At 72.8% G+C, this 12383-nt stretch carries 11 protein-coding genes; 7 read left to right on the top strand and 4 right to left on the bottom strand.

Annotation, left to right across the window (positions count from 1 at the left end):
- Nucleotides 1-18: 18 nt before the first annotated feature.
- Nucleotides 19-1164 (bottom strand): DUF3152 domain-containing protein, encoded by a 1146-nt coding sequence (locus BTM25_RS25515; RefSeq protein ID WP_168212239.1) that lies wholly within the window; start codon nt 1162-1164, stop codon nt 19-21.
- Nucleotides 1165-1286: 122 nt separating this feature from the next.
- Between BTM25_RS25515 and BTM25_RS25510 the strand changes: the two genes are divergently transcribed.
- On the top strand, nt 1287-2120 hold the full coding sequence (locus tag BTM25_RS25510) for a TIGR02452 family protein (RefSeq protein ID WP_103565561.1): 834 nt from the start codon (nt 1287-1289) through the stop codon (nt 2118-2120).
- A gap of 34 nt (nt 2121-2154) precedes the next feature.
- Here BTM25_RS25510 and BTM25_RS25505 read toward each other — a convergent pair whose 3' ends face one another.
- A complete protein-coding gene (locus tag BTM25_RS25505; RefSeq protein WP_103565560.1) occupies nt 2155-2886 on the bottom strand; it encodes a TetR/AcrR family transcriptional regulator in 732 nt (243 codons plus the stop codon).
- Nucleotides 2887-3073: 187 nt separating this feature from the next.
- Here BTM25_RS25505 and BTM25_RS25500 point away from each other — a divergent pair, with 187 nt between their 5' ends.
- The 6 genes from BTM25_RS25500 to BTM25_RS25480 all read left to right on the top strand — a co-directional run bounded on the left by BTM25_RS25500 (nt 3074) and on the right by BTM25_RS25480 (nt 8849).
- Complete coding sequence (locus BTM25_RS25500; RefSeq protein WP_103565559.1) at nt 3074-4798, top strand: MFS transporter; 1725 nt, start codon at nt 3074-3076, stop codon at nt 4796-4798.
- 164 nt (nt 4799-4962) lie between these two features.
- Entirely contained in the window at nt 4963-5991 is a 1029-nt protein-coding gene (locus BTM25_RS25495; protein ID WP_103565558.1) for a DUF1906 domain-containing protein, read from the top strand.
- A gap of 95 nt (nt 5992-6086) precedes the next feature.
- On the top strand, nt 6087-6212 hold the full coding sequence (locus BTM25_RS30755; RefSeq protein ID WP_268877689.1) for a hypothetical protein: 126 nt from the start codon (nt 6087-6089) through the stop codon (nt 6210-6212).
- A gap of 78 nt (nt 6213-6290) precedes the next feature.
- Nucleotides 6291-7007 (top strand): CHAP domain-containing protein, encoded by a 717-nt coding sequence (locus BTM25_RS25490; RefSeq protein ID WP_103565557.1) that lies wholly within the window; start codon nt 6291-6293, stop codon nt 7005-7007.
- A gap of 316 nt (nt 7008-7323) precedes the next feature.
- Nucleotides 7324-8268 (top strand): hypothetical protein, encoded by a 945-nt coding sequence (locus tag BTM25_RS25485; protein WP_103565556.1) that lies wholly within the window; start codon nt 7324-7326, stop codon nt 8266-8268.
- A 104-nt stretch (nt 8269-8372) separates the two neighbouring features.
- Entirely contained in the window at nt 8373-8849 is a 477-nt protein-coding gene (locus BTM25_RS25480) for an SRPBCC domain-containing protein (RefSeq protein WP_103565555.1), read from the top strand.
- Between the two features lie 7 nt (nt 8850-8856).
- Here the strand turns inward: BTM25_RS25480 and BTM25_RS25475 are convergent, their stop codons facing one another.
- Nucleotides 8857-10194: a class I SAM-dependent RNA methyltransferase gene (locus BTM25_RS25475; protein ID WP_205648266.1), complete on the bottom strand. Its 1338-nt coding sequence runs from the start codon at nt 10192-10194 to the stop codon at nt 8857-8859.
- Entirely contained in the window at nt 10187-12235 is a 2049-nt protein-coding gene (locus BTM25_RS25470) for an APC family permease (RefSeq protein ID WP_103565554.1), read from the bottom strand. The genes BTM25_RS25475 and BTM25_RS25470 overlap by 8 nt, the downstream gene beginning before the upstream one ends.
- Between the last annotated feature and the right edge of the window lie 148 nt (nt 12236-12383).

The following is a 12383-nucleotide window of genomic DNA, read 5'->3' as shown; positions in this document are numbered from 1 at the left end:
CCGTCTTCACCCGGTTTCTTACGGTTGTTCGGGTCCCGTGGCGAAGCGGCCGTGCGCGTCGTACGGCCAGGCGTTGGCGCGGCAGCCGTTCAGCCCGGCGATCTGGTCCTGCATGACGGGCGCGGGACGGCCGTCGCCCCCGCACGTCCGGTGCCCGGCCCCGAAGTGGTGGCCCAGCTCGTGGTTCAGCAGGAAGGCCCGGTAGTTCTCGGCCGACGACCGGAACGGCGCCGACGGCGCCAGCCAGCGGCCGAGGTTGATGACGACCTGGCGGCCCGCCGCGCAGTTGACGGTCGCGTCCGCCTCCAGCCCGTAGGCGCGGCAGATCCGCTGCGCGGTCGGCGCGGACGCGAGCCGGACGGCGAAGTCCACCTTCCCCGCCGCCACCCGGCGGAACGAGCGCTTGCCCGACGCCGTCCAGCCGCGCGCGTCGGCGAGCACGCGGTCCACCTCGCGGGCGAACAGCGCCGGGCTGAGGCCGAGGCCGCCCTCCACCTCGACCCGGTACCGGACGAGCCGGCCGTGCCCGAACGTCTGCGGCGGCACGGCGGCCGGGGCGCGCACGAACTTGCCGGAGCCGCGCTCGGACCGCGCGACCGGCGCGGACGGCGGCGCGGTGTCGGCGAACCCGGGCGGGCCGCCGGACGCGGCGGGCGAGGCGACCGAGCCGGGCGGGGCCGCGCGGACCGTCCCGGCGCCCTCGAACGGGACGTCGCTCGGCGGGCCGCTGGACATGATCCCCCACGCGACGAACGCGCCGATGCCGGTGGCGGTGACGACGGTCAGCGAGCCGACGCCGAGGACGAGGTTGCGGATGCGGCTGCGCCGGGCCGCGCCGAACGCGCGGTCGAGGTCGCCACCGATGCCGAGGAGGCCGTCGACCGCGAACGAGTCGGTGGTCCCGGAACGGTCCGGGTCGAGCAGCGCGTCGAGCGCGGGGTCGCCGGACTCCCCGTCCGGAGGCTCCCGTTCGTACGGCGGCCGGTCCGGCGGCGGCGCCTCGTAGGACGCCGGGTCGAACGGCGACGGGTCGAACGGGGCCGCTTGGTACGGTGCCGCTTCGTGCGGGGCCTGCTCGCGGGGGGCGAGCGGCTCCGGCGGGGGTGCGCCGCGGCGGTGCGATCGAGCGCGCCGCCGCCCGGGGCGAGGGGCATCTGGCTGCATGGCGCAGCTCAGCATGCCAGAAACCGGGGCGTCCATTGATCAGATCACCCAAGGCGGCACCGGACGCCCGGTGGCATAACACGTGGCCACGGTGTCCGAAAAGCAGCAGAATGAGCCGCACGATGAGCAGAAATCCGCGCCGCGCGATCGCGCAGCAGACCGTCGAAATCCTCGATCAGGGTTCCTACCGCGCCCCGTCCGGGCACGTCGTGGAGCTGGCCGCGCGGGTCGCCGCCGCCGTGGCCGGGACCGTCCTGTACCGCCCGGACGAGCTGGACGAACTGGTGCGCGTCCCGTCCGCCGCGCCCGGCCTGCCGACGCGGATCGAGGTCACCGGCGAGACGACGCTCGCCGCCGCGCACCGCCTGACCGGCGGCGACGCGCCCCCGCTCGCGCTGAACTTCGCGTCCGCCAAGAACCCGGGCGGCGGCTTCCTGCGCGGCGCGCACGCGCAGGAGGAGGGGCTCGCGCGGTCGTCGGCGCTGTACGCGTCGCTGCGCGCGGCCCCGGACTACTACGCGTTCCACCGCGTGCAGGGCGACCTGCTCTACAGCGACCACATGATCTACTCGCCGTCCGTGCCGGTGTTCCGCGACGACGACGGGACGCTCCTGGACGCGCCCTACGACGTCGCGTTCGTCACCTCGCCCGCGCCGAACCGGGGCGCGATCCGTGAGAAGGAACACGCGGCGCGCGTCCCGGCGGCGCTCGCGGCCCGCGCCGCGAAGGTCCTCGCGGTCGCGGCGGCGCACGGCCACGCGCGGCTCGTGCTCGGCGCGTGGGGCTGCGGCGTGTTCGGCAACGACCCGGCCGAGGTCGCGGCGGTGTTCGCGACCCTGCTGCGGCCGGGCGGCGCGTACGCCGGACGGTTCGAGCACATCGTGTTCGCGGTCTGGGACACCGCACCCGGCGCACCGCGCCACGCGGCCTTCGAGCGCGCCTTCGGCGCGGCATAGGGCGCGCCGCAGGCGCGCGGGAGACACAGCTCGGTCAGGAATCGTCCGGGACGTAGGACGCGAGGCCGCGGATGAAGATGTCCAGGCCGAACGTGAAGCGCTCGTCGCCGTCGCCCTCGGTCAGCTCGTCCACCATCGCGACGATGTTGGGGTAGCGGGCGGGCGGGAGCGCGCGGAAGTAGTCGCGGATGGGGCCGATCTTGTCCTCGTACATCCGCTGGCCGTCCTCGGGGCCGAGCGCCCGCGCGGTGTAGATCGTCCCCTCGATGACGTCGGCGTCGATGTACATCGCGAGCGTGTCCAGCGCCATCGCGGCGATCTTGGGCGGGACGCCGCCCGCGAGCAGGATCGCGAGCATCCGCTCGGCGCCGAGCAGCAGGTTCGGGCCGAGCGGGATGGAGCCGAGCGAGACGCGGGCGATGTCGCGGTGCGCCGACATGACGCGGCGGGCTTCGAGCGCCGACTCCTTGATCAGCTCGCGCCAGCGCGCCGGGTCGGGCTCGGGCAGCCGGATCTCGGCGCTGACGCGGTCGAGCATGAGGTCGTACAGCTCGTCCTTGCTCCCGACGTGCGCGTACAGCGACGCCGGGCCGGTGCCCAGCTCCTGGGCGACGCGGCGCATCGTGACGGCGTCCAGGCCCTCGGCGTCGAGGACGCGGATGCCGGTCTCGACGATGAGGTCCACGGTCAGCGGGCGGCGCGGCTCGCGCGTCCGGCGCGGCCGGCGGCCGGGCGGGGTGGGCATCGGAACCTCGACGTCGGACATGCCGGACCTCCAATGTCGCGATACATCTTGATTTTCGCGACTCGCGATATATCGTGTCCCCTGGATCGAGGCCCGGACCCGGGGTCCCGCCCGATCCACTGACGAACATCGTACTTGACACGAACGCTGTTCGTGACTACGAATTACGTTCGTTGACTACGAACACTGTTCCCCCTCGGAGGCAGCCATGACCGACACCGCTTCCGGCGGACCCCCCGCCGTCACCGCCTACCGCTGGCGCTGGATCGCCCTGCTCGTCGTCCTCGCGGGCGAGATCATGGACATGCTCGACGCGCTCGTCACCACGATCGCGTCCCCGGCGATCCGCACCGACCTCGGCGGCACCGCCGCCACCATCCAGTGGCTCGCCGCCGGATACACGCTCGCGATGGCCATCGGCCTCATCACCGGCGGACGCCTCGGCGACCTCTACGGCCGCAAGCAGATGTTCGTCATCGGCGCGGCCGGGTTCACCGTCGGGTCGCTGCTGTGCGGCGTCGCCGCGTCCCCCGGGATGCTGATCGGCGCCCGCGTGCTCCAGGGCCTGTTCGGCGCCGTCATGCTGCCGCAGGGCATCGGCATGATCCGCCGCATGTTCCCGCCCAAGGAGATGGGCACCGCGTTCGGCCTGTTCGGGCCGATCATGGGCCTGTCCTCGATCGGCGGGCCCGTCCTCGCGGGCTGGCTGGTGGACGCCGACCTGTTCGGCACCGGCTGGCGCATGATCTTCCTGATCAACCTGCCGCTCGGCCTCGCCGCCGTGATCGCGGGCATCCTGTTCCTGCCGTCGGGACGGTCGGAGGAGGCCACCCGCCTGGACCTGCTCGGCGCGGTCCTCGCCGCGGCGGGCGCGGCGCTGCTGGTCTACCCGCTCGTCCAGGGCCGTGAGCTGGGCTGGCCCGCCTGGACGTTCGCGATGATCGCCGGCGCCGTCGCCGTGTTCGGCGTCTTCGGCTGGTACCAGGCGCGGCGGCAGCGGACGGGCGGCGACCCGCTCGTCACCCCGAGCCTGTTCCGCAAGCGCGGCTTCACCGGCGGGCTCGTCGTCGGGCTCGTGTTCTTCTCCGGCATGACCGGCTTCGCGCTGACCCTGTCGCTGTACTTCCAGCTCGGGCTCGGCTACTCGGCGCTCAAGGCCGGGCTCAGCCAGATCCCCTGGTCGATCGGCATGGTCGTCGGCTTCGTCGCCGCGCAAGCCTTGGAGCGCTTCGGCCGGCACGTGATCCACGCCGGGACGGCCGTCATGGCGGCGGGCACCGTCGGCGTCGTCGTCACCCTCCAGATCGCCGGCATCGGGATGACGCCCTGGCAGCTCGCCCCCGCGCTGATCGGCACCGGCCTCGGCATGGGCCTGCTCATGGCGCCGTTCTTCGGGATCGTCATCTCCGGCGTCGAACCGCACGAGACCGGCTCGGCGGGCGGCACGCTCACCGCGATCCAGCAGCTCGGCAGCTCGCTCGGCGCGGCCGTCCTCGGGACGATCTTCTTCGGCCTGCTCGGCAGCGGCGTCGCCACCGCCGCCGGCCACGACGCCCCGGAGCTGAAGACGCGGCTCGCCGCCGTCTCGGTCGCCGCCGCCGACCAGGACCGCATCGCGTCCGCGCTGCGCGCCTGCGGGCACGACCGCGCGAGCGCCGACGCCGACGAGGCCGTCCCCGCGTCGTGCGCGCGGCTGGAGCAGACCGTCCGGACCGTCCGGTCGTCGGACCCGGCCGCCGTGCAGCGGATCGTCGGCACCGCCGGGAAGGACGCCGGCGCGCAAGGGTTCTCCGACGCCATGACCGCCACGCTGTGGGTCGTCGTCGGGATGCTCGGGCTGACGTTCGTCGCGGCCTTCCTGCTGCCGATGCACGCCCGTCCCGAGGACGAGGAGGAGAACGCGGGCGCCGACCCCGTCGCCGCCTCGGTGTGACGTCCGGCCGCCGACGGCGCGTCCCGCTTCCGCGCGGGGCGCGCCGTCGCAGCGTTCCGAAGGTCACCCAAATGTCGCCCCGCCGGTGTTGGTCAAACCGCTGCGATCACGGAGGGCAGCGGGTTTTAATCGGAGAGCAACGGATTCCGGCACCGGGAGGGTACATGTCCGTATTCGGCGTGGACTACGCGTGGGGCCGGCCGGGTGTGGCGGCGCTGAAGAAGGCCGGGGTCGACTTCGTGTGCCGCTACCTCTCGCACGATTCGTCCGGCAAGACCCTCACGCGGGCCGAGGCCGAGCAGCTCTGCGAGGGCGGCTTCTGGCTCGTCGCGATCTGGGAGAGCACCGCGAGCCGCGCGCTCCAGGGACGGGACGCGGGCGCCGCCGACGCGAAGGAGGCCGAGCGGCAGGCCGCCGCCTGCGGGATGCCGGACGACCGGCCGATCTACTTCGCGGTGGACTTCGACGCCTCGTCCGGCCAGCAGAAGAAGATCAACGCCTATCTGGACGGCGCGGCGAGCGTCCTCGGCGGCGACCGCGTCGGGATCTACGCGGGCTACGGCCCGGTCAAGCGCGCGTTCGACGCGGGCAAGATCGCCTACGGCTGGCAGACCTACGCCTGGTCCGGCGGCAAGTGGGACGGCCGCGCCCAGATCCAGCAGTACTCCAACGATCACGTGATCAACGGCGTCGGGCTCGACTACGACCGCGCCGTGAAGGCCGACTACGGGCAGTGGCGCATCGGCACCTCGCCCGGAAAGGACGACATGCCTGACTATGTCTCGGTCGGCGCCACCGCCGCCCAGCAGCTCAAGCCCGGCGAATGGACGACCCTCGCCTTCGACAAGGACTACTCCGACGCCGAGCACCAGCACTCCGACGAGGGCGGCCCGAGCATCCTGTGGGGCCCGGCGCGCTACGCGCTCACCGCGAGCCTGACGCTGGACGGCGTCCCGCAGGGCACCCGGATCCAGGCGCGGGCCATCGAGGTCAAGGGCGACGACACGTCCAAGTTCACCGTCGCCGCCACGCAGGACTTCCTGTCGGCGGGCGAGGACACGGCGCTGGTGTTCGCCACGTCCGCCGACACCGTGGACGACGGCTACCGCGTCCGCTTCCAGGTGAAGCAGTTCGGCAAGGAGGCGGCCAAGGTCTCCGCCGCGGGCGCGAAGGTCCTGTTCTGGCGCCTGTGACCGCGCCGGTCAATTGAGGGCGGCCGTCCCGCCGCCGAAACTGGTCCCCAGTGGGCTGGCCGACCGTGCGCCGGCCCGGCACGGAAGGGGATCCGATGACCGACGCACCACCGGACGAGGCCGCGTTGACGGCCCGTGTGGACCGCAGCCCGGACGCGCACCGGGCGACCGAGCCGGACGAGGACGCCGTGCTCGCCGCCCTGTACGGCCCGGGAGCCTGACATGCGACGACGACACGACGACCCCAGCGGAAGCGGCCGGCGAACCCGGCCGCTTCCGCGTTTCCGGGGCGTGGCGCGATGACGGCCGCCGCCCTGCTCGCCGAGGCGCGCCGCTGGCTCGGCACCCGCGGCCGGCCGAACGCCCTGACCCGCGCCTACGCGTCCCGCAACGGCGCGGACTACCTGGCGACGGCCTGGTGCGACATCGCCGTCACCGAGTGGGCGCGCCGCTCGGGCAACGCCGCCGCCGTCCTGCCCGCCGGGGACCGCGCCTACACGGTGTGGCACGCGCGCGACTTCCGGCAGGCGGGCCGCTGGCACGCCGGGACGACCGCGAACGTCGACGCGGCCCGCCCCGGCGACATCGTGTTCTTCGACTGGGGCGCCTCCGACTCCCTCGACGCCATCGACCACGTGGGCGTCGTGGAGGCCGTGCTCGGCGGCGGACGGGTGCAGACCATCGAGGGCAACACGGCCGACGCCGTGCTGCGCCGCGTCCGGTCCGCGTCCGTCATCGCCGGTTACGGACGTCCCGACTACCCGACCACCGCGTCCCCCTGGATGGTGAACACCGTGAAGGACCTGCCCCTGCTGAAGAAGGGCGCGACCGGCGAGCACGTGCAGACGCTGCGCGGCCTGCTGCTCGCCCGCTCCCATCCCGAGATCCGGACCGTGGACGGCTCGTTCGACGAGACCGTCCGCCGCGCCGTCATCGCCGTCCAGAAGTGGGGCGGCGTCGCGGCCGACGGCGAGGTGGGCCCGAAGACCTGGCCCGTCCTGCTCCGCGTCCGGTAGCACCGGCCGCGGAGGCCGCCCGGCCCCCGCCGTGCGCCCCCGGGCGCGCGCCGTCCGGCGTCGCGGGTTCCCGGGGTGACCAGTGGACGGGCGGCCGGGCGGCGGTCGGCGATCGTCGGGCCGAAGATCGCAAACCGTCCCGCACTCTACGACACGGAGCGTCACTCAGCGCGACGATCATTCGGCAAAAGAACCGGCGTGTCCGCACACGGCGAGCCGTGGGTGGCGTTTCCTGTTCCGGTCCGCCACGTCCGCGATCGCTCACCCGGAGCACCCCATGCGCCCGTTCAGCGCAAGAACGACGGCCATTTCGGCTATGACCCTTCTTGTCGTTTCCGTCGCCGCCCCGGCGCACGCGCGGGCGACGCCGCTGCCGCTGGGCAAGGCGAATTACGCGATGGCCATCGGCTCGCTCGACGCCGACTCGACGGAGAACTGGGTGCGCCTGGCGCAGTACACCTTCGCCGGGGACGGCAAGGTCGTCCAGCAGTACTGGCAGTGGTCGCAGCGCGTCCACGTGCCCCGGACCAGCACGGGGATCACCGCGCAGGACTGCGCGGGACGCGACTGCACGGTCCTCACGGCCGCCGGGTGGGAGACGGCCGACGCGTCACAGACGTTGCGCGGAACCTATACGACGAAGAACGGCACCCTGACCATCAATTGGAGCAACGACCATGACGAATCCTGGAAACTGAGCACCGCGTCCGCCGGAAAGCTGGCCGCCGCGGAACTGGCGGGCAATGATTTCGACGCCACGCACGGCTTCGGCAACGGCAGCAATGCGCGCTGGACGCAACGGATTCCGGCGTCCGTCGTGAAAGCCGCCGACTGGACGAAGATGAAACACCGTTACGCCCTGTGGAAGACCGCCTACGACCCCGACCTCGGCTATGAGGGCTACGTCGACCAGGGCGACGGCGAGCCCTTCTGGGCCCGGGAGTGGCACATCTGCACCGACAAACGCTGCCTCGGCGCCAAGACCAACGCGAGCGCGACCATCCACACCGCCTACTACATCGCCCCGGCCAACGCCGCCCCCGCCCATCGCCGCGACACCCTCTGGCACTGGCACACCGAACTCGCCGACGCCCGCGGCGAGATCTGCTACACCGGGAACTCCCACGTCAAACCCATGATCCAGGTCGTGGACGACGACGGGCGCTTCCACGGCTGGGTCGGCGTCGAGGCGTCCCTCAACCAGACCACGCAGGCCGGTCCCAACGACGACGACATCGGCGTCTTCCACATCATCGGCTGACCGCCCCGAATTCCGCCGGCCCGCCCGGTGACTTCGGGGCGGCCGTCCGGTCTTACTCTTCGAGCCCGCCACGGCGGGAAGACCGGACAAGGAGCACAGCAATCGTGGACCAGGAGAGATTGACCGCCACCCGGACGTTCGCCCTGCCCGCCGCGCAGGTGTTCGCGGTGCTGGCCGACCCGGCGGCGCACGCCGCGATCGACGGCACCGGCTGGGTCCGCGAACCCGTCGACCAGGCACCGCTGACCGAGGCCGGGCAGGTCTTCCGGATGAACATGTACCACCCGAACCATCCCGACGGCGGCTACCGGACGGCCAACAAGGTCGACGCCCTGGACCCGCCGCGCACCATCGCCTGGCTGACGGGCCAGGAGAAGGACGACGGGCGCCTGGAGTTCGGCGGCTGGTTCTGGCGCTACGACCTCGTCCCGCTCACCCCGGACACGACGGAGGTCACCCTCACCTACGACTGGTCGGCGGTACCGCCGTCCATCCGGGAGTACCTGAGTTTCCCGCCCTTCGGCCCCGAACACCTGCCGAATTCGCTGCGTCACCTGGCCGAGATCGCGGCGGCCAGGTGACGTCGCATCAGCCCCGGACGAGCGTCGCCAGCAATTCCACGTGCTGGGTCATCGGGAAGGCGTCGAAAGCGCGGAGGGATTCCAGGGTCCAGCCGCGCTCGCCGAAGTAGGAGAGGTCGCGCGCGAGCGTCGCCGGGTCGCACGAGACGTAGGCGATCTTGCGGGTGGCCAGGGCCGCGACGTGGTCGACCACCTCGCGGCCCGCGCCGGTCCGGGGCGGGTCGAGGACGACCAGGTCCGCGCCGCCCGACCGGGCGCCGCCGCGGTGGCCGGTGCCGGACCGCTTGTTCTGTGTGCGGGACGAGCCGTCCGCCCGGCCGAACTCCAGGTCCCCGACGACCTCCTCGACGGCGCCGCGCTCGATCGACACCTGCGGCAGGTCCCGGACGTTGAACCGCGCGTCCCGCACCGCCGGGCCGTCGGACTCGACGCCGACGACCAGGCCGCCGGAGCCGACGCGCTCGCCGAGGAACGCCGTGAACAGGCCCGCGCCGCAGTACAGGTCCACGACGACGTCGCCGGGCTTGGGCTCCAGGGCGTCCAGGACGGCGTCCACCAGCAGCGGCGCCGCGCCCGGGTGGACCTGCCAGAACCCGCCGCCCGTCACCTGGAACAGCCGGTCGCGGACCTGCTCGCGCACGAACGGGACGGTCGTGCCGGGCTCGGGACGGCCCCGGACGAGCCGCACCGGCACGTCCAGCCGCGGGACCCGCGCGGACCGCTTGCCGCGCAGGACGACGACCCGGTCCCCCGTGGCGGCCGACACGACGCCCTCGACCGACGCGGTCCCCGGCCAGCGGCGCCGCTCGATGCCCATCAGTTCGACGCCGGGGTGCGCGATGAGGCACTCGTCCACCGGCTCGACGTCGTGCGACCGGTGCTTGCGCAGCCCGACCGCGCCGGCGTCCACGGAGAACTGGACGCGCGTCCGCCAGCCGAGGCCGGGGGCGGGCACGAACTCGTCGGACTCGGGGTAGGGGACCTCTTCGACCACGACGGTCCGCTCGATCCCCGCGACGCGGCGCAACTGCTCCTCGATCACCGTGGCCTTCAGCGCGCGCTGCGCGGGCAGCGCGGCGTGCTGCCAGTCGCAGCCGCCGCAGCGGCCCGGCCCGGAGAACGGGCAGGGCGCCGGGACGCGGTCGGGGGACGCGACGACGATCTCCTCGGCGTCCGCGCGCAGGAACTTCTTGGAGACGTCCGTGACGCGGGCGCGGACCTTCTCGCCGGGCAGCGCGTGCCGCACGAACACCACCCGGCCTTCGTGCCGGGCCACGCAGAAGCCGCCATTGGCGACATTGCCCACGTCGAGGTCGAGCAGGTCACCGGGTCGCAGATCAGTCACGGTCCGAAACGATACCGGCACCGGGGACCGTCCCGTCCTGGTCGCGCGGCGGGCGCGGCGGACGGCGCGAGGCCCCCGGCGCGGCGCGCTCGGCGCGTCCCTTCAGCCGGTCGGACGAGTGGAGCTGCCACGCCACGCTCGTCACCATGACGCCGGGCTGGAACAGCAGCCGCCCCTTGAGCCGCAGTGCGCTCTGGTTGTGGAGCAGCGTCTCCCACCAGTGGCCGACGACGTACTCGGGGATGAACACGGTCACGACGTCGCGGGGGCTGCGGCGCCGCACGCTCTTGACGTACTCCAGGACGGGCCGGGTGACCTCGCGGAACGGCGAGTCGAGGATCTTGAGCGGGACGGAGGTGTCCAGCGCGTCCCACTCCTCCTGGAGGCGGCGCGACTCGGCGGCGTCCACCGCCACCGTGACGGCCTCCAGCGTGGACGGCCGGGTGACCTGCGCGTACGCCAGCGCCCGCAGCGTCGGCTTGTGGATCTTGGAGACGAGGACGATCGCGTGGTTGCGGGCGGGGAGCGCCACGTCCTCCCCGGACGGCACCAGCTCCGCCGCGACGCGGTCGTAGTGCCGCCGGATCCCGCGCATCATCGCGAACAGCACCGGCATGGCGATCACGACGATGTAGGCGCCGAGCGCGAACTTGGTGATCAGCACGACCACCAGGACGACCCCGGTGAGCGTCGCGCCGAACGCGTTGATCGACCGGGAGACGACCATGCGGCGGCGCTGCGCGGGGTCCCGCTCGGCGCGCAGCAGCCGGTTCCAGTGCCGGACCATGCCGATCTGGCTGACGGTGAACGAGACGAACACGCCGACGGTGTAGAGCGGGATCAGCTTGGTGACCGACGCGTCGTAGGCGTAGATCAGCACGCCCGCCGCCGCCGAGAGCAGGATGATGCCGTTGCTGAACGCGAGCCGGTCGCCGCGCGTGTGGAGCTGGCGCGGCAGGTACCGGTTCTGGGCGAGGACGGACCCGAGCACCGGGAACCCGTTGAACGCGGTGTTCGCGGCGAGGAACAGGATCAGCGCGGTCATCACGGTGACCAGCGCGAACCCGGGGGTGAACCCGCTGAACACGGTGTGCGCGACCTGGGCGATGACGGGGTCGGCGTCGGTGACCTCGCGGCCCGTGCTCGGGTTGATGAGGTGGCTGCCCTGCGCCGGGTCGGCGAACTTGGCGTGGGTGGCGTAGGCGAGGGCGGTGACGCCGCCGAACATCACCGTGGCGACGCCGCCGAGCGCCAGCAGCGTCTTGGCGGCGTTCTCGCCCTTCGGCTTGCGGAACGCCGGGACGCCGTTGCTGATCGACTCGACCCCGGTCAGCGCCGCGCAGCCGGAGGAGAACGCCCGCAGCAGCAGGAAGATCAGCGCGAACCCGCCGACGTTGCTCTCGTTGCCGGTGACCTGGAAGTGCGCGGTCTCGGCGTTCAGGTCCACGCCGAACGCCAGCCGCACCGCGCCCCACATCAGCATGGCGACGATCGCGAACATGAACAGATAGGTCGGGACCGCGAACGCGACGCCGGCCTCCTTGAGCCCGCGCAGGTTCCCGATCGTCAGCAGGACGACGATCACGATCGCGACCAGCACCTCGTGCGGCTGGAGGAACTTCAGCAGCGCGCCCAGGTTCTCCACCCCGGACGACACCGACACCGCGACCGTCATGACGTAGTCGACGAGCAGCGCCGACGCGACCAGCAGCCCCCAGTTGGAGCCGAGGTTGGTGGTGGCGACCTCGAAGTCGCCGCCGCCGCTCTGGTAGGCGCGGACGTTCTGCCGGTAGGAGGCGACGACGGTGAGCAGGATCACCACGACGGCCGCCGCGATCCACGGCGTGTAGTGGTACATGACCAGCCCGCCCGCGGCGAGGGCCAGCATGATCTCCTGCGGGGCGTAGGCCACCGACGACAGGGCGTCGCTGGCGAAGATCGGAAGCGCGATGCGCTTGCGCAGGAGCTGCTCGTGCGCGCTGGCACTGCTCAGCGCGCGCCCCAGCAGGAGCCGCTTGACGAAGTCCGGAACGGTCGGCACGCAGGAGACTCTAGCCGTTGCGTCCGGCGGCGCTCCGGCGCGCCCCGTCCGGCCGCCGGACGGCTGCGCAGGGCCCTTCCCGGGTAGTACTCGCCGGGGTGCATGTGTAGCTTGGCAGGCTGCGAGGAACCAGGGAGCGACGTGCAGG

Source organism: Actinomadura rubteroloni, from assembly GCF_002911665.1.
Classification (GTDB): domain Bacteria; phylum Actinomycetota; class Actinomycetes; order Streptosporangiales; family Streptosporangiaceae; genus Spirillospora; species Spirillospora rubteroloni.
Note: the sequence above shows the minus strand (reverse complement) of the source record. Positions and strands in the feature narration are given on the sequence as shown.

Coding starts and splice junctions, on each gene's coding strand:
- BTM25_RS25495 (WP_103565558.1), top strand. CDS start 4,963: ATGTCCGTATTCGGCGTGGACTACGCGTGGGGCCGGCCGGGTGTGGCG.
- BTM25_RS25485 (WP_103565556.1), top strand. CDS start 7,324: ATGACCCTTCTTGTCGTTTCCGTCGCCGCCCCGGCGCACGCGCGGGCG.
- BTM25_RS25510 (WP_103565561.1), top strand. CDS start 1,287: ATGAGCAGAAATCCGCGCCGCGCGATCGCGCAGCAGACCGTCGAAATC.
- BTM25_RS25505 (WP_103565560.1), bottom strand. CDS start 2,886: ATGTCCGACGTCGAGGTTCCGATGCCCACCCCGCCCGGCCGCCGGCCG.
- BTM25_RS25490 (WP_103565557.1), top strand. CDS start 6,291: ATGACGGCCGCCGCCCTGCTCGCCGAGGCGCGCCGCTGGCTCGGCACC.
- BTM25_RS25515 (WP_168212239.1), bottom strand. CDS start 1,164: ATGCAGCCAGATGCCCCTCGCCCCGGGCGGCGGCGCGCTCGATCGCAC.
- BTM25_RS30755 (WP_268877689.1), top strand. CDS start 6,087: ATGACCGACGCACCACCGGACGAGGCCGCGTTGACGGCCCGTGTGGAC.
- BTM25_RS25500 (WP_103565559.1), top strand. CDS start 3,074: ATGACCGACACCGCTTCCGGCGGACCCCCCGCCGTCACCGCCTACCGC.